Source organism: Bacillus sp. AFS055030 (assembly GCF_002574545.1).
Taxonomy (GTDB): Bacteria; Bacillota; Bacilli; order Bacillales; family Bacillaceae_G; genus Gottfriedia.
The window spans coordinates 1-18,020 of the sequence record NZ_NUGT01000006.1; the positions used below are offsets into that span (position 1 = coordinate 1).

Here is an 18,020-nt window from a genome sequence, read left to right on the forward strand (position 1 = left end):
TTCTTCTGTTCCCCATTGTAATAATGTCATGCTATTTAATCCGGTATGTACGGAAACAGCAGTACGGAAAGCTGTATCTCCTCGCTCTAATTCCTCGCAAATGATTGCTAAAGTATTATAGTCCATTCCAACTCCACCATATTGCTCAGGAATACATACGCCCATTAGTTCTAAATCAGCAAGTCTTTTTAAAATATTTGCTTCAAAATGACCTTTTTCGTCCCATTCCTTAATGAACGGTATAATTTCACGGTCTACAAATGATCTAACTACCTTTCTGACACTTTTTTGTTCTTCTGTTAATGAAAAATTCATGTTACTTCCTCCTCAAATTGTTTTATTTCGTTTCATTTCCTCAATTTCTAATTGGGAATAACCAAGTTTACTCAAAACTTCATTAGTGTGCTCACCATGCAACGGAGGATGTCTTAAAACTTCAACTGGTGTTTTTGATAATTTTAGAGGTGAACCAACTAACTTAAGATCTTTTACAGTAGGGTGATTTACTTTGACCACCATATCCCTTGATCTAGCTTGTTCAGACTGCAGAGCCTCACTTACGTTATAAATGGGCCCGTTTGGAATGCCATTTTTATCTAAAAGGACTTTCCATTCATCTTTACTTTTTGTTTTTAATTTATTTGAAACCAATTCTTCAATTTGATTTCTATACTGCAATCGACTAGCATTGGTCCTATATGATTCATCTAATAAAGTCGGTTCTTCAATAAGTAAAGCAAATCGATTAAACTGATTGTCATTTCCAACTGCGATCACCATCTCGCCATCGCTAGCTGAAAAAACTTGATAAGGAACAATATTAGGATGATAATTTCCCAATCGTTCAGGAATAACTCCACTACATAAATAATTGCTAGCCACATTAACTAAAGCAGCTAATTGAGAGTCAAATAGTGATATATCAATTTCTTGTCCTTCACCTGTACGATTTCGGTGCTGTAATGAGGCAAGAATGCCAATACATGTAAATAACCCCGTTAATACATCGGAAATCGCAACTCCCACTTTTGTTGGCTTTTCATCCTTCTCTCCAGTAATACTCATTAAACCGGACATCGCCTGAATGATATAATCGTATCCAGGAAGTGAAGAATTAGGTCCTTTGCTACCAAATCCACTAATTGATGCAAGAATAATGTCTTTTTTAATCTCCTTCATTTCTTCATAAGAAAAACCTAGTTTCGCTAATGTTCCTGGTTTAAAGTTTTGGACAACAACATCTGCTCCTGAAATAAGCTTTTTTAAAACTTCTTTCCCCTTATCATCCTTCAAGTTTAAAGTTATACCTTGCTTATTTCGATTCGCACATAAATAATATGCACTTTCACCTTCAACAAAAGGCGGTCCCCAACCTCTTGTTTCATCCCCACTGTTAATACTTTCAACTTTGATTACCTCAGCCCCGAGATCACCAAGGATCATCGTACAAAAGGGACCAGCTAGTACTCTAGTTAAATCAATTATTTTGACACCATGTAATGCCCCCGACAATTTGATCACCTCTTTATCTGCTTGTCCTCCGCTAAATTTCTAGTTTCCACAAAACTAAAATAGGGACTTTTGTATTTTGGTTTCTAGAAAATTTATGGGATAGTTTGTCCTTCATTTTCTATATACCTTTCATAAAGCAAAAACCATGCCAACTTCAAAACACTATATAGATAGTATTTACAGTCCTAAATAGAGAAAAATAAAATTAAAATCCACTCAAAACGGTCAAATTTAACTCATATACATATAAAAACTGAACTGTACTATTTCAACACTCAAAAAAAAATGATCCCAAAGTTAAAAATTCAACTTAATGGGATCCCCTTTTAATTTGTAGCCATTTAGTTTACAAAGTAATACTTTAGCACTCTATCAAATCTCTTACCGTTGGCTCAAACAATTCACAAGCAATATCTCTTTGATATCGATTTTGCTTTTTAGCTTCTGTAAATAAGCTAAAGGTATTCTTTCTACATAATTTTTCAATATCATCTATTACTGCCTGAGGATCAGGCTTCACTAATCCAAAAATAACGGCATCATAAAATCTAATTGCTCCTAAATTAGCCACAAAATCATTTACCACATCAATCCCTCTTTGTTTGATGATTTTGTCACCTTCAGCAGAAATTGGAATGTTTGCAGCTTCTACGATTAAACTCGCCTTTACTTTATTAGCATTCGATATATTAATTACATCCTCCAAAGCCGCAGGAACCAAGATGTCACAATCTACATCTAGCCATTTTGAGTTACTTCTTACCACATAATTAGGTTCAAAAAACTCCTGGTCCATTTCTCCATGTAAATTTTTGTGATCAATTAATTTTTGAACATCTAATCCCTCTTCACAAGTAACCAGTAGGTTTGCATCCGAAATGCCGACAATTTTATAGCCTAACTGTGATAATTTCAACGCACAACTTGCTCCTACACAACCAAATCCTTGAATAACCACTCTCGCTTCTTTATTTTTATTTTTAAACTTCCACGCTTCATCTGCGCAATATGCTACACCGTAGCCTGTTACTGCATCATTTAAAAGGAAACAATCTATTTTAGTAGCTAGTAAATTATTAAAATCTTTTATTCCATTTTGAACACTTACATTTTCTTTCATCGATTTCGTTAATGGTATTCCTACACTAAATTCATCAAATACTCTTAGTACATCCTCATACTTCGTACCTAAATCACTCCCTAAAGATACTCCCGCTTCTACATATGGCATCATTGCAATCAAAAATCTTCTTAATACTTCGTACGCATCCGGAGCTTTATAATCATATGCAATACCGGCTTTACACCCACCTGTTGTGACACTTTCTGAAGCCATATACTTGTAGGCCATTGCTTCTGCCAATCGTTCTACTTCTTCTCTTGTAACGGTAGAGTGCATTCGTGTTCCTCCACCTGCATACCCTTTGACAAAGTTATGTACTACTAACCATCCCTTTGCATCTGTTACACTATCATTCCACTCAACAACTAGGTAAGGTTTTTTCATATTATTTAGCCTCCTTAAAGATTATCATTTGTAATAGTTTGCTTATGTCAGAATCTAAGGTAATATATTTACGGTTCAAATACTTGGCTGTGGCGGTACTTCTCCGTGTTCATTCTTCATTGCAATCTTACCTTTATTTTTTCCATGCCGTAGAAAGTAATAAAGATAACTTACACCCATAAAGCTTAAACCACCTATTAAAGAAGATCGTTGTGTAGGATCAAAAGCCATAAATATGATGGAAATTCCACATAAAACTAAACATAAAATCGGTATTAATGGAAATAGTGGAACTTTGTACTTTAACTCCTTAACATTTCCTCCATTTTTAATAAATTGTCTTCTAAAGTTATATTGTGACAAGGCAATTGCCATCCAACTAAATGTACCTGCTAGTCCAGTTACAGAAAGCAAAACGACAAACACCGTTTGTGCAGATATTACACTTGTAAGTAATGAAACTAGTGCAAAAAGAAGACTAAACAATACTGCATTAAACGGAACTCCTCGAGAATTTACTTTACCTAAAGCTTTAGGTGCCATCCCACTTTTTGACAGGGACCATAGCATGCGAGAACATACATATAATCCAGAATTACCTACAGATAGTAACGCCGTTAAAATAACGAAATTCATAATATCAGCTGCATATGGAATACCTACATGATCAAATACCGCAACAAATGGACTTTCTACTACTCCTGCTTGCCTCCATGGAATTAAAGCAGCTAAAACGAAAATTGCTAACACGTAAAAAATCAGGACTCGAAAAATAATGCTACGAATCGATTTAGGAAGAGTCTTTTCTGGCGATTGACTTTCACCAGCTGCAATTCCAACAACTTCTGCCCCTTGAAATGCAAATACTACTGCCATCATAGTTGAAAATATAGCTGAAAACCCATGTGGGAAAAGTCCACCATCTTTAGTAAAGTTAGTAAACAAAGGTGCCGAACTCCCTTTATGACCAAACCCAAAAATAGTAGCTGCTCCAATCAGTATAAAAGCTATTACTGCAAATACTTTTATTCCCGCAAACCAAAACTCTGCCTCTGCGTAACCTTTTACACTAAGAATATTTAAACCCAACAAAAGAACGATAAACACAAGACACCAGATCCAAACAGGTACATGAGGAAACCATCTTTGCATCAATATACCAGCCGCAGTAAATTCTAATCCAACCGTTGTTGCCCAACTAAGCCAATACATCCAGCCAATTGTGAACCCTGTACCGGGACCAATATATTTAGTAGCATAAGTCTTAAATGAACCCGTCACTGGCATTGTAATTGACAGCTCCCCTAAACAAACCATTACAAGATACATGACCAATCCACCAAATAAATACGCAGCAATCGCTCCCCCTGGACCAGCCTGATTGATCGTAAGACCTGAACCTAAAAATAAACCCGTACCGATTACTCCTCCGAGTGAAATCATAAACAAATGCCTACTTTTCATGGAACGTTGTAACTGCTCTTTTCCATTATTAGATTCCATATTGACCCACCTTTATTTTAGAATATTCAGAAAAAATAAAACGAAATAATAGAAAACATATTACTAAAATAGCACAAACTTTTGTAAGCCTTTACATTTTCTAATACACTCTAAAAACACTACAGAAACTAAACAAAGAAAAGCCGAGTTAAAAAGGCTATAGATTTCGCATAAAAAGAAGAATAGAGGGTTGTCCCATTTTTTGATATTTCTCTTCTACTTAATTACGTTATTAAACAAATTTCTAGTTGCCTTTAAAACGAGTGAGTAAGAACCTATGAATTTTTTTCTTCTAAAACACCTCCTTCTTCTGATTCATCTCTTACAGGAACAAATGAGAGTATAACCTTATCTCTCCCTACTAATCATTAAGCAAAAATCATGCCAACAAAAAAACATGATAAAATCAATTAAAAAACCGTGCCATTCATCTATTACCTACTTACTTTATTTTAAAATCTACTCAATTTATTTATTTTAGACTCAATTATTTTTTTCAAGTAATGGTTTTCCTCAATGATCTATTTCTGTCTTTTACTTAATATTGATTCTAAAATAGTAGTTCTCTACCTTTTGGTCTCCATTTTTATACAATGCCATAAATAGATAAAATTCTACAAAAACTATGTCATACCTCCCAAGAGTTTATTAGGATATTTTAACCTTGATTTTGTTTATGAGTTTTGTAAATTAAGTCATTAACCCTTTATTTGCTATGATTAATAAAAAAAACTCATGAATTATTCCATGAGTCTTTTGCTGCACCAATTATTAAAAAGTCTTTCTATTTAAATTGACAAAAGATGTTAAAGCGAAAACTGCTAAACTTTTTACAGTTTTATGTTTTTGTCTATTTTTCCCCATCTTTTTCCTCCTAGAAGACTTAAATATATAGAGAGACTTCCCTTTCTTAATATTCTGAAAAATCTTTCTGAACTAATCATAATCTCTAGGAAATTACTCTTCAATGGGGGGTTATTAATGCTAGAAACTTGCAACTTTAGATTAAAAGAGGATATTTCAAAGTGAAATTTTGACAGTAAAGTGGGGTTTTACAGAGAGGGTTTTGATCCTTGTTCACTCTTTGAATCACTCATTTGTATGTTATATATGAATTTGTTTCTACTCCGGACTTTAAAACATGATACATTTTATTATAAAAAATGGAAAAATTATAAGCATGAACCTTTTGAGGAATACAAAAAAGCCAAGATATTGGAGAATAAAATGTGAAAAAGAAATTTTTTATTTCATTTCTTATTGTAAGTATACTTTTATGTGGTTGCTCTAACTATAAAGAATTAAACCAAATTTCGATTGTGAATGCAATGGGGATTGATTACTTACCAAAAGAAAAAAAATATCAAACAATCATTCAAATTATTAATCCTAGTGCACTTGCAACACAGCAAGGTTCTCAAGGTATTCCAGTCATTGCATTAATGGAGAAAGGTAGAACAATTTCGGAAGCTGCACGAAATATCTCAAAGAAAGGATCTCGATCAAATATTTATTCACATGTTGCCCTTGTTATTATAGGTGAAACATTAGCAAAAGAAAAATCACTGAAAAATATTTTCGATGTGTTTGAAAGGGATTCTAAAATTCGTGTAAATATTCCTGTCATTATTGCAAGAAATGACAGCGTAGATAAAATAATGAATAATATTGCACCACTTGATAAAATATCTGCTAAATCAATTGTAGGTAAAATTAAAAATACATCAGCACTTTTAGGTGAGAACCATGAAACATTAATGCATGAGGCTATTTCTGCAATTTCTAGTAGTGGAAGAGAACCCGTCATAAATGGTGTAATTTTTAAAAATGAAACGAAAACATCACAGACACTTGAAAATATGGAACGAATCAAGTCAAGTTACGATCTTATAAATGGCATAGGGATATTTAAAGACGGAAAATTAGCCGGTTGGTTAGATGGACCACCAGCAAAATCAATCCAAATTATTGATAATCTGATCAACGAAATGAATATACAAATACCATGTAATAAAAAAGATTATGATTCGATGGAGCTTTCTCGGGTAAAATCAAAAACCAAAATAAAAATGAAGAACGATATTCCAATCATAAATATAAAAGTTAAATCAATTGGTCATATTGACGAGGTACTTTGTAATGACAATTTTGATAAAGCAATCACTCTTCATAAATACGAAAAGTCTGCTGAAAATGTTATAAAACAATCAATCGAAAAAGGAATATCTGAAGTTAAAAAACTCGGTGGAGATGCATTTGGATTTGGTGAAAAATTATACATGGTTAATCCAAAAGTTTATAAAAAATATGAACGTAATTGGAATGAAACATTTAAAAAAGCAAAAGTTACAGTGACTGTCGACGTTCAAATTAATAATGTCGGAATGAGATCGAAACCATATCCTACTGATTAAGAGACCGCTATTTTAGTGATTGGGAAAAATAAAGATTTACAGTGTTTCGCAAATTTATAAGACAATTATTTTCATGGTTAGAAAATATATTCAAATAGTCATAAATTACTTTTTGTTCATCATGCGTTTGTTCAATAAGTCTTCCTAATGGTTGTCTAATTAGACAGCCTTTTTTAGTTCAAACAGTTCTTAAAATTAATTTTCTTACTTAAAATAAAAAGCCCTATATTACATACAAGGCCCTAAAGAATCAATTTGACTTAAACGAGCTTGCTATTTTTTCGATATCGCTCAACAATTGAGAGTGTTAAGCGATTAGCAAGTTCAACCTCTCCTCTTTCTATATAATAATCAAACAATTTAATTTCATAATTTTCCGTTGCAAGACCATAGCCCATTTCCTTAAAGAACGGATATGCTACTGTCTCTAGATAATGATAGTATTCGTCTATTAAATGTTGAATCTTAAATAGATGTAGTTGGAAATAGTGAAAATACATAGTATCATTTGTTTTTTTCGCTAATGCTTGGCCTTTCTTTGCTAATTTTATTAAGCTTTGTTCAGATTTTATGCCTAGCTTCGTAGCTGCATTTAAATAACCTTCTAATGTTACTAGATAATGTGGATGTGAACGATCACGTAAATCTAAGGACTGACTGTAATAATCAAATGCCTTTTCATAGTTTCCATTCCGAAATTGTAGATAAGCATAATTATGAAGTAATTTCGCCTTTTGATCATTTAAACCTAAGTTATCAGCCATTTCAATTAGTCTTGGATAACCAGAATCTTTTATGTCAAATGTTTCTTCTTGTTCAACTTGAATCAACATTAACATTTCAGTTTCAAGTATTCGATTAAAGCAGTTCTCCTTTCCAAAAAATTGTAATGCTTTACTAGCGTAATGGTAAGCAAGTACTTGGGAATTCATACACATGTAGGCAACAGCTAAATCATAATAATATTCAGGATTATTATAGTAAGTTACATTTATTTTCTTTAAATAAGAAATCGCAAGTTTATATTCACCTTGATAATCGAGATAAAATTTCCCCTTTATGTGGTAAAGCATATTCTGATCATAAGGCGAAAGTTCACGCCAACAATCCATCTCATCTATCAAAGCTTTAGCAAGAGTTTGTTCCCCAATTAATAAGTAATATCTAGTTAAAACTAAAGTGAATAAGCGATAAAAATCTTGGATTTTCAAAAGCAAGATTCCTTCTAACTTTGTCTTTATACTTGTTGCTTTAGAATTTAGTTTTAAGATAATTGAATCATGCCATTCATTTAATAATGAATTCAAACTTAAATAGGTTTCAATTTCTACTTGCATATTTATTTGAAGTCGATTTGCTAATAAATCAATTGTTTCATCAGATACCTCTGTAATACCACGTTCAATCTTACTTATGTGCGTACTTGAACAAATTTGATTCCCCAAGTCAGCTTGTCTTAAACCTTGAAGTTCACGGTAAAATTTTATAATTTTCCCTTGGATCATGCTGTCCTCCCATTGTTTAACGTGATAAAGAACTTCTTTCTTTAATTTATCCTATACTAAATCGTTGTCTTTTATATTAAATCACTAATTTTGTCTTTTTCAATAATATCTTCATTCTTATCAAGTTTCATTTTGCCTTCTAACATAAAAAATAGCTAGAGATAAAGACAAAAACCCCAAAACAGATTGTTACTTTTCTAACCTTTTTAAATACTGCAAAGCATTTAAACTTAACTTTAAAGCATTTTACAGGAGAATACTAGGTTAATAGTCCTTACAATAACCCCCTTTGCAAACTATTAATCTGATTATTAAAGTAAATAGTGTAGAAATTTTCCGAAAATTTAAAACAAACTTTTTGGAAGTTTTTAATTACACAATGAAAAGAGGAAAACTATGAAAAAGGAAAAACATCGATGGCTTAGTCAAACAATCCAAAAATCAACCCCTGTAGTATTAACATTAGGACTAATTCTCCCATCGACGCACACTGGTTTAATTCATGCATCAGCAAAAACTAAAAGTATTACACAAAGCAATGCCGAAAAAATTCTAGCATCCTTAACGGATGAACAACGAGCGGCCTTACACAAATCTGAAGCAAAGGAACAATATGGACTCCAAGGATTTGATGAAAAAGAGCTGAAAGAAGACAAAGCGATTTCTGTTATCGTTCAGTTTAAATCAAAACCAGAACAAATAGCTGTTCTGAATGCTGCTTTGGAGGGAAAATCATTAACAAGAGAGGTAGCACAAAGCAAAGTAGATGAAGAACACACAACATTTATAAATGATCTCAAACAAATACTCCCTGCAAATAAAAGTATGCAACGATCAGCTCCATCTACTGGAAAAGGTTTAAATATAGTAGATACGCCTTATCAAATCAAGCATTCATTCAAAAATTCCTATAATGGAGTTTCCATGACAGTACCGGCAAATCAGGTTGAATCACTCATGCAGTCAGATGTTGTACAAGCAATTTACAAGGATACAACATTTACGATCGAGCCCCCTTCTATTTTGAAGTCTAAAGGGAAATCCGGTAAACCGGAAAAAACGGAGTCTACTGTGACTGGTGATCCTGTTTCATTTTTAGGTGTGGATAAGTTACATAAAGAAGGCATAACTGGTGATGGAGTAAAAGTAGCTGTTATTGATACAGGTATTGACTACAATCATCCTGACCTAAAAGATGCCTACAAAGGCGGATATGACTTCGTAAATAATGACAATGATCCGATGGAAACAACCTATGAAGATTGGAAAAAATCAGGATCAGCTGAATTTGATGCAAACGGTTCTGCCTATTACACGGAACATGGTACACATGTATCTGGTACAATCGCTTCACAGGCAAAAAATAATAGTGATATTTCCGTAAAAGGTATAGCTCCAGACGCGGACCTTTATGTATACCGTGTATTAGGTCCATACGGTTCTGGCATTTCCTCAAATATTATTGCTGCAATCGATCAAGCAGTAATAGCAGATATGGATGTTATGAATCTTTCATTAGGTGCTGCTCTTAATGATCCATATTTTCCAACTAGTACAGCGATTAACTATGCTGTTTTAAGTGGTGTAACAGCAGTGGTCGCAGCTGGAAACTCTGGACCTGGGTTCTATTCAATAGGATCTCCAGGTTCAGCGGCTTTAGCACTTACTGTTGGTGCTAGTGATGTTTCCATGCCAATTACAACTTTAAAGGGCAATATCGGAACTGAATCTTCAATTGAACTACAAACGATGGCAAGAAGTTTTTCCGATGATCTAACAACATTCAAAGGGAAAAGTCTTGAAATGGTTGATGTTGGATTAGGTGGAGATGCTGACTACGCAAATAAAGATGTAACAGGCAAAATCGCATTAGTTGAACGCGGTTCCTATGCACTAGTTGATAAAATTAAATTTGCAAAAAAATATGGGGCAAAAGCAGTTTTACTTTATAACAATGTAGAAGGTCATGTTGGAGCATATCTTGGCGAGGCAAGTGGTTTTATTCCTACTTTCTCTGTAACGCAACAAGATGGGCAGGTCTTAAAGACGAAAGTAGCTGCAGGTAATAACAAGTTTACCTTTACGGATGTAACAGTTTCTAAAACTGAGGGAGATAAGCTAGCTGATTTTAGCTCACGTGGTCCGGCATTAAAAACGTTTGATGTAAAGCCAGAAATAGTTGCACCTGGTGTGAGTATTCTGTCCACTGTACCTGCTTATATTACTAACTCAAGTACATCAACTGATTACTCAGGTGCTTATGCTCGAATGAATGGAACATCAATGGCAACACCACATGTAGCGGGTATATCGGCATTAATGTTGCAAGCAAATCCAAACCTACAACCAAGTGATATCAAAACTCTATTAATGAATACAGCTGAACCACTAAATGGAGACTATCTTACTTTTGAGCAAGGGGCAGGAAGAGTTGACCCTTACGAAGCAATTCATCCTAGTATGAAAGTTCAAGTTCAAGATGAAACGCTTATTCCTTATGGAGAAGAAATGATCAGTATAGAAGAACAAACAGGTGGCCTAAGCTTTGGTGAGCTTTATACAGGTACTGATCATTCAATTAAGAAACCAATCACTTTGCAAAACTTTAAGAATGAGAATAAAACCTTTAGTGCAAATGTTCATTTCCAATTAATTAAAGGTGGCTCTGATCCAACAACAAATGGCGTAAAATTAGCGATTAATCCAGTGATTCAAGTAAAGAAAAATGAAACGAAAAAAGTTAACGTATCGCTTACTTTTCCGAAAACAGCAAAAGAAGGCATCTATACTGGTTATATTATCCTAACAAACCAAAAAGATAAAAACGAGCAATATCGTGTCCCATTTAGTATACGAGCAATAGAAGAAGGCTTTTATGGATATGCGTTAAATAAAGCCTCTACTACTCTAGAGTATAGAATTTCGCAAACAGAACCGATGGGAATGGCTTCTGGTAATGTTTCACCTACACTATCTTTTATAATGAAAACACCTATGAAAAAAATGGATATCGTGTGGCAAGATGGAAAAACAGGTCAAGATCTAGGTTATGCAACATCAATTGATCTTTCTAAACTTAATCCAGATACATGGATTATTTCAATGCTTAGTATACTTGGTAGTTATTATCCATTTACTGGTGATCCTGATCATCCGATTTCTAGTATTGCTCAAAACGCAAAACCAGGTTACTACAAGATAAAGTTGATTTCAACTTCATTGACGGGTAAAACTTTTACAAGCTATCTTGATCATTATGTAGATATTGAACAACCAGAAGTTACTACTTCTTTAGATCAAGAATCACCATTTCACGAATACAAACCTGGCCAAGCAAGTTATCCATTTTCAATGCAAGTAACCGATCCACAGGTGAAGGAAATGCAAGATGCGGGTATGGATGTAGATTTAACCGATATTGCCTTCCAATATTCATTTATTAGCTCAGCTGAATCCAATCCTATATCCATGGATAAAGATGGAAAGTTTACTGAAGATATTGTTATGCATCCAGAATACCCAGTTCAAAGTTTTACAGTAAAAGGTAAAGATGTGGCTGGAAACAGTCCTGTAAAAAAACAATTTTATTTTATCAAAGAAGGTACACCAAACGCTTATATCACCAGCCCACTCAATGAAGTAACGATGGGGGATACGGTAAAAGCAACTTTAAAATTAGATAATATTTCTTCACTATCATCGGCAAGTTGGACTTTCGCTAATCTAGATAAAAACTTTGAGATTGTCGATGCTAAACCAAATGCGGAGTTAAGTCAATACGGAGATGCAAAAGTGACTCTTACGAATTCAAGTAGTCCAACTGTAAAATTGGATCTACCATCAGCGACTCAAATAGACGATAAAGTGGCTGCTGTCGATCTTACTTTAAAAGTGAAGGATACTACTTTTAGTACATCTATTAAACTAGACCCAACAGTTACGATTAACACATCAGAAGGCAGTACAAATTTAATTAAAGCAGGCTATACATGGGGATTATTATCTTCCTTCTCTGAACTAGAAGGTCCGATAAATGTTGAAGGATTTTTAAATCCAGGTACAACAAATATATATAAAAATGTGGATTGGCCAAACTCAGGTGCATCCATTAAACTGACACAATCAAATGGAAATGTATTTGATATTACGAAGAATTTAGTAAAGGATATTAATCGATTTAAAATTTCAAAATTACCTCTAACTGGCGATTCATGGACATGGGAATTCACTTTACCTGGTCACTTTATGGTCAAAATCCCGGTGATGTCCGGTTTGGAATATAAAGGCACTCTCTATGGTCAACAAAAGATACTCATCAGTAACTACTTTATTAAACAAGCAGTTGCTGGTGATGTGAATCAAGATAATGTAATTGATGTTTTAGATGCATTATACATCCAAACATATTGGGGCACTAGTAAACGAGAGGCAGATATTAACTTTGATGGAAAAGTTGATGCTACTGATCTGAGTTTTGTAGAAAAGAATTATCTGAAACAAAATCAATATGTAGAAAATGCACCTGAACCTCAAAAACAATATAAAACTGCTACTTTAGAAAGCATTAAAATTGCTTTAGGCGTACAATAATCTATCTTTCTTATATTTACAAAAGCCCCCTATGCTAATTGGGGGCTTTTTTGTAATGCAAAAGATTGTAATCAATATTGAAAAAGCACGAACACTCAGGTTTTTAGATTTTATTTTATATCAAATTTTTACAAATTCCCGGGAAATATCTACAAATTTCTTAAATATATATTCTGGTTTTGATGCTATATACGTTATGACTATTAGAGAACTATTACCCGTCCATTATCTAGTTATATGTCACTTTCCAAGGAATTTCTGCTGTATCGTTTTGGAACTTTATTTTGTTAAGTTTACGAATTTTTACTATTAAAACCACTGTTGAACTAATATCAATTCGTATCAGCAAACGATATAAAACAAAAAGCCGATACAGCCTTATGCAAGTATCGACTTTATAGTAATTTTTACAAGCTTTGCATAAAAAGAGTTTAATAGATCCTTTATTTTTTAAATAAAGAGAATAGCCATGCCCATTTTTCTTTCGGCTTTTGAATCACAACTTCTAAACGTCTATTAAAATCATCTTGTGAACGCCATTCTTTTCTCTGTTCTTCTCGCATATTTTGTATTTCTTCTTGTAAAAAATCAATTTTTTGTTTTTCTTGTTCGAGTAATGTCTCGTATTGGATTTTTTGTTGTTCGGCTAATTTTTCAATTTTGATATAAGTTTTTTGAGATGAATTACCAATATTTGCACTTATATCATGATGATCTTGTTGAAGCCTGGAAACGGCCGTTTTAAGTTCAGTCATATCATTTTTCAATTGAAGATTCATTTCACGTGCAGCTGCGAGTTCACTAACTAAAAACTTAAAAAACTCTTTTAGTTGATTTGGGTCATGTGGTAAATTTTCATATGTATCGGTATCGGATATCGCAATTTGTGTTTCATCCAAACCCTCTAATCTTTCTTTTTGTTGAAATACGAGGTCTTTTGCAGTCTCTTCCAGTGGCTTATCTGAATCGCGTAACGCTATAAGCACTCTTATATCAGATTGAACAAATATACGCCGATCCCCATCTTTCAAAAACTCATATCCATTTCGTTCTAAAATTTGTCCATACTTTCGAACAGTAGGTGTTGCAATCCCCAGTTCTTCTGCTACTTCCTTGGACGAAAAAGCTCGTTCATTCGGTTGTATATCACTTCGCATATCGAACCTCCTTTTTAACAAATATGAAGTATTTTTAGGCATATTGCAACATATATCGCTATTATACTAAAAACTAGTAAGGATTTCCTATTTTAATAGCTTTAAGAATATCGCTATTACAAAAGCATTTCCAAGAAAAAAGTTGGAAACGGCAAAAGTTACTAAAAAATCTAAACATAAAAAGGCCCAAACCCTGTTTTCACTTAAGTTTGAGCCTTTAGTATCAATGCAAACTAAGACGCTGTTGTGGTACTGTATTTTTCTTCCAGAGTCTTCTTTAGGTATAAAGCTAATTCTAGCATGCCAAATTTTCCAGCTTTTGCTTCGGCATCAGAATTATAGTTTGTGTTTGTATTGATATCGTAAGTATAAATTTCACCTTCAGCATCTCGTATAAATTCAATTCCGGCAACTTGTATCCTATTTTTTTCTAAAACTTCTTTATATTTCTCTATAATTTTGTCGTCGAAACCTTCAACAATTTGGAATTTAGGCTTCTCTTCTACTTCTTCTCCTACCGGACAGAATAAATCACCAATTTGGCATGCATCCGCTGGACATAGTTCAAAACCTTCTGAAGTATCTACTTTAACAGCATAAACAAAGTTTCCACCAACAAACTCGCAACGAGTGATGTAGCTTTCAGGTGATTTGATGTATTCTTGAATAAGTGTAATACCATCGACTGGTTCTTCAAAAGTCGGTCCTTCGACATAAGCTTTTAAAGCTTCAACACTATGGAATAATTGGACACCCAAGCCTTTACCAGCACGATTATGCTTTGTGATAAACGATTGTCCCACAAAGCTATTAGCTGCTTTAAGAATGTTTTCTTTCCCAACAGCTGCAATCGTTTTTGGAGTTTTAACACCATACTTATTTAGCTCTAAGTATTGTAGTACTTTACTAACTTCTAACTTTAGCGCATTCGTTCCATTTAACACCGTACGACCATGTGCTTCAAGCCAAGCTAATACTTGATTAGTAAATTCAGCTGCAAAACGATGATCACGTGTATGAGATGAAGCACTCATTCGGCTATAAAAGATCCCTTCTGGTGGTTCTGTTGATAAATCTACCGTACCTTCGTCTAAATGCCATTCCTCATAAGGAACGCCAAGCTCCTCTAATCTTTTTGTTAAATGAATTGTCCACTCACTGTTTTCATGTATTACGTAAACCTTACTCATTTTATATCCCCTTCTAGCTTTTTATTAAACTACGTTTTTGTTCTACTAATGGCATAACCTGCTTAGAAAAGCGTTCCATCTCTTCTAGTTGAGGTGAAAATTGTAATAATAATAAGTCTAAGCCAGCTTCTTCATATTGTAAAATTCGATCTGCAATTTGCTCAGGTGTTCCTACTAGATTTGGTCTAAGACCACGATTAGAAACAGAGTAATCTTGCAATTGGATTTGTTGTTCTAATTGTGATTTTGTCGTGAAGTCTTTAAATCCAGCATAACCACTTGAATCTTTCACAGTCGTAATTTTCTCTAGTTCAGCCAAAGCTTCTTCTTCTGTATCTCTACAAATAACATACGCGGCCATACCGAAAGAACTTAATGGTGCATTGCCAGTTTGTTCACGACGTACCTTCATATCTGCTATTTTCTGTTTAATTTCTTCAACTGTTCCCCCGTGCATAACATATGCGTCACATTTTTCAACAATTGTTTGCTTCCCTTTTTCACTTTCCCCACCTGCATACAGAATCGGGTTTGGTCTTTGAACAGGTTTTGGAGCAAGCTTCGTGTCTTTTAAATCGTAATATTTACCAGAATAATTGAATGTTTCTTCTGTCCATAGCCCTTTAAGTACGTCAATAAACTCATCTGTACGAGCATAACGCTCATCATGTTCTGTAAAAATACCGCCATATTGTCGAGCTTCCTCTGCCCACCAGGCTGATACAACATTAAGTGTAAAACGACCGTTACTGATATGATCAATGTTTGCAGCCATTTTTGCTGCTACTGCTGGATTATGGAAACCTGGACGAATTGCAGTCATAATTTCGATTTTTTCCGTCACAGCAGCTAATGCCGCTGCTGTTGACCACGCTTCAAGGGAATCGCTCTCTGGTCCTTTAATATCGTTTAAATATAACTCAGCAATTAAAGTAGTTGAGAAACCCCATTTTTCAGCCGACTGAATGACTTCCTTTGCATAATCAAAAGTAGGTGGCATATTTTCATCTTCTACATTACGTAACCAGCCCCCAAAAATCGGTAACCAAAATCCATATTTCACTATTAATCTCTCCTCTATTATACTACAGTTTTCCAATAGATTAAGTTGGATTTATAATTAAAAACTCTTTCTCTAAACTAAAGACTATTCATTATTTTCGTTCAAGCATCCACTTAGGTTTTCCGAATCCATTAAATTGCTCATCAATTGTTTTTTCAAAATCGCTAGATTCTACAGCTGCTTTAATGTCTTTTGCAAAAGTTGAGTCCGCGTCTTTTGTGTTAACAACAACTCTATTTCGATAAAGATCTGGCATATTTTCAAGTGCCAATGCATCAGATAATTTCATTTTTGCTGCAAGTGCAAAGTTACCTGGTACAAGTGATACATCTACACTTTGTACTGCTCTTGGTAGTTGTGCTGCTTCAATTGGTTTGAATTGAAGTTTTTTAGGATTATCCTTTATGTCCTTTTCAGATGCTGTTAAAGGATCAACTTTTGGATCAATTTTAATTAATTTCGAATCCTCTAAAACACCTAATGCTCTTGCAAGGTTTACAGGATCATTAGGGATTGCTATTGTTGCGCCATCAGCAATTTTATCAACAGACTTAAACTTATTCGAAAAAACACCCATCGGTGCTGTTGGTACTACGATCAACTCAGACAACTTCAAATTATGCTCTTTTGCAAAATTCTCCATATAAATTTTATGTTGGAATAGGTTAGCATCTAAATTACCATTTCCTAATGCGATATTTGGTTGAATATAATCACTAAACTCAACAACCTTTACTTTATAACCTTTCTTTTCAAGAATAGGCTTAATTGCATTTGAAACCATGTCACTGTATGGTCCAGAAGTCGCACCAATTGTGATGTTCTTCTTATCCGTATTATTTTTTGACGAAGTTTTATCTGTCTTGCCACATGCTGCAAAAAGGTTTATAGACAATAGAAAGACTAAAGCAAGTAGTAATTTTTTCATTTGATTGATCCTCCAAATCAGAAATAGTATGTACTTAACGCTTATCTACTTTTCGGGCAATTAGATCACCTGCAAGTTGAATTAGCTGAACTAAACAAATTAACACAACAATTGTTGTTAACATGACAGTATTATCGTATCGATAGTAACCAAAGCGAATAGCAAGATCTCCTATCCCCCCACCGCCGATAATTCCAGCCATAGCAGAATATCCAATTAAACTAATCGTCGTAAGTGTAATCCCTTGAATAATACTTGGACGAGCTTCAGATAGTAATACATCTTTTATAATCATCCAAGGTGTTGCTCCTACCGCTACTGCGGCTTCGATGATCCCTTTATTTGTTTCTCTTAGAGATGTTTCTACGATTCTAGCAAAAAACGGAATCCCAGCAACAGATAAAGATACACTAGCAGCCGTTGGACCAATTGTACTTCCTGTTAGAAAATTCGTAATTGGTAAAAGTGCGACTAGCAAAATAATAAATGGGATGGAACGAACCATATTCACAATAAATCCTAAAATAGATTTAAGTCCTCTATTTTCTAAAAATAAATCTTTATCTGTAACAAATAAAAGAATGCCAAGTGGGAGTCCAATAATGATGGCAACTGCAAGAGCAATCAGCACCATATATATCGTTTCAAAAA

12 protein-coding genes are annotated in these 18,020 nt (G+C 34.0%); 2 read left to right on the top strand and 10 right to left on the bottom strand.

The window, feature by feature from the left end; translation table 11 throughout:
* The 4 genes from CN925_RS01725 to CN925_RS01740 all read right to left on the bottom strand — a co-directional run.
* Nucleotides 1–315: acyl-CoA dehydrogenase family protein (locus tag CN925_RS01725; RefSeq protein WP_142339173.1), on the bottom strand; the 315-nt coding region annotated here is incomplete at its 3' end.
* A 12-nt stretch (nt 316–327) separates the two neighbouring features.
* On the bottom strand, nt 328–1,512 hold the full coding sequence (locus CN925_RS01730) for a CaiB/BaiF CoA transferase family protein (RefSeq protein WP_098844090.1): 1,185 nt from the start codon (nt 1,510–1,512) through the stop codon (nt 328–330).
* A 361-nt stretch (nt 1,513–1,873) separates the two neighbouring features.
* Nucleotides 1,874–3,019 carry a Glu/Leu/Phe/Val family dehydrogenase gene (locus CN925_RS01735; protein WP_098844092.1) on the bottom strand — a complete coding sequence of 382 codons (1,146 nt, stop codon included), beginning with the start codon at nt 3,017–3,019 and terminating at the stop codon, nt 1,874–1,876.
* A gap of 75 nt (nt 3,020–3,094) precedes the next feature.
* The gene (locus CN925_RS01740; protein WP_098844094.1) at nt 3,095–4,522 is read right to left on the bottom strand and encodes an amino acid permease; all 1,428 of its coding nucleotides are present in this window, start codon (nt 4,520–4,522) and stop codon (nt 3,095–3,097) included.
* A 1,229-nt stretch (nt 4,523–5,751) separates the two neighbouring features.
* Between CN925_RS01740 and CN925_RS01750 the strand changes: the two genes are divergently transcribed.
* Nucleotides 5,752–6,936, top strand: coding sequence for a Ger(x)C family spore germination protein (locus tag CN925_RS01750; protein ID WP_098844098.1), 1,185 nt, complete (start codon nt 5,752–5,754; stop codon nt 6,934–6,936).
* Between the two features lie 260 nt (nt 6,937–7,196).
* Here CN925_RS01750 and CN925_RS01755 read toward each other — a convergent pair whose 3' ends face one another.
* Nucleotides 7,197–8,441 carry a helix-turn-helix domain-containing protein gene (locus CN925_RS01755; RefSeq protein ID WP_098844100.1) on the bottom strand — a complete coding sequence of 415 codons (1,245 nt, stop codon included), beginning with the start codon at nt 8,439–8,441 and terminating at the stop codon, nt 7,197–7,199.
* Between the two features lie 396 nt (nt 8,442–8,837).
* On the opposite strand from CN925_RS01755, the gene CN925_RS01760 reads away from it, so the two are divergent.
* Entirely contained in the window at nt 8,838–13,031 is a 4,194-nt protein-coding gene (locus CN925_RS01760; RefSeq protein WP_098844102.1) for a S8 family serine peptidase, read from the top strand.
* A gap of 443 nt (nt 13,032–13,474) precedes the next feature.
* On the opposite strand, the gene CN925_RS01765 is transcribed toward CN925_RS01760, so the two are convergent.
* From CN925_RS01765 to CN925_RS01785, 5 genes are all read right to left on the bottom strand, one after another.
* Complete coding sequence (locus CN925_RS01765; RefSeq protein ID WP_098844104.1) at nt 13,475–14,188, bottom strand: hypothetical protein; 714 nt, start codon at nt 14,186–14,188, stop codon at nt 13,475–13,477.
* Between the two features lie 233 nt (nt 14,189–14,421).
* Nucleotides 14,422–15,378 carry an ATP-grasp domain-containing protein gene (locus CN925_RS01770; protein ID WP_098844107.1) on the bottom strand — a complete coding sequence of 319 codons (957 nt, stop codon included), beginning with the start codon at nt 15,376–15,378 and terminating at the stop codon, nt 14,422–14,424.
* Between the two features lie 13 nt (nt 15,379–15,391).
* Nucleotides 15,392–16,441, bottom strand: a complete 1,050-nt coding sequence (locus CN925_RS01775) for an LLM class flavin-dependent oxidoreductase (protein ID WP_098844110.1) — start codon at nt 16,439–16,441, stop codon at nt 15,392–15,394.
* A gap of 91 nt (nt 16,442–16,532) precedes the next feature.
* Nucleotides 16,533–17,369: a MetQ/NlpA family ABC transporter substrate-binding protein gene (locus CN925_RS01780; protein ID WP_098844112.1), complete on the bottom strand. Its 837-nt coding sequence runs from the start codon at nt 17,367–17,369 to the stop codon at nt 16,533–16,535.
* Nucleotides 17,370–17,403: 34 nt separating this feature from the next.
* Nucleotides 17,404–18,003 (bottom strand): methionine ABC transporter permease, encoded by a 600-nt coding sequence (locus tag CN925_RS01785; protein ID WP_098844376.1) that lies wholly within the window; start codon nt 18,001–18,003, stop codon nt 17,404–17,406.
* Between the last annotated feature and the right edge of the window lie 17 nt (nt 18,004–18,020).

Coding starts and splice junctions, on each gene's coding strand:
- CN925_RS01740 (WP_098844094.1), bottom strand. CDS start 4,522: ATGGAATCTAATAATGGAAAAGAGCAGTTACAACGTTCCATGAAAAGT.
- CN925_RS01760 (WP_098844102.1), top strand. CDS start 8,838: ATGAAAAAGGAAAAACATCGATGGCTTAGTCAAACAATCCAAAAATCA.
- CN925_RS01780 (WP_098844112.1), bottom strand. CDS start 17,369: ATGAAAAAATTACTACTTGCTTTAGTCTTTCTATTGTCTATAAACCTT.
- CN925_RS01785 (WP_098844376.1), bottom strand. CDS start 18,003: ATGGTGCTGATTGCTCTTGCAGTTGCCATCATTATTGGACTCCCACTT.
- CN925_RS01755 (WP_098844100.1), bottom strand. CDS start 8,441: ATGATCCAAGGGAAAATTATAAAATTTTACCGTGAACTTCAAGGTTTA.
- CN925_RS01770 (WP_098844107.1), bottom strand. CDS start 15,378: ATGAGTAAGGTTTACGTAATACATGAAAACAGTGAGTGGACAATTCAT.
- CN925_RS01765 (WP_098844104.1), bottom strand. CDS start 14,188: ATGCGAAGTGATATACAACCGAATGAACGAGCTTTTTCGTCCAAGGAA.
- CN925_RS01735 (WP_098844092.1), bottom strand. CDS start 3,019: ATGAAAAAACCTTACCTAGTTGTTGAGTGGAATGATAGTGTAACAGAT.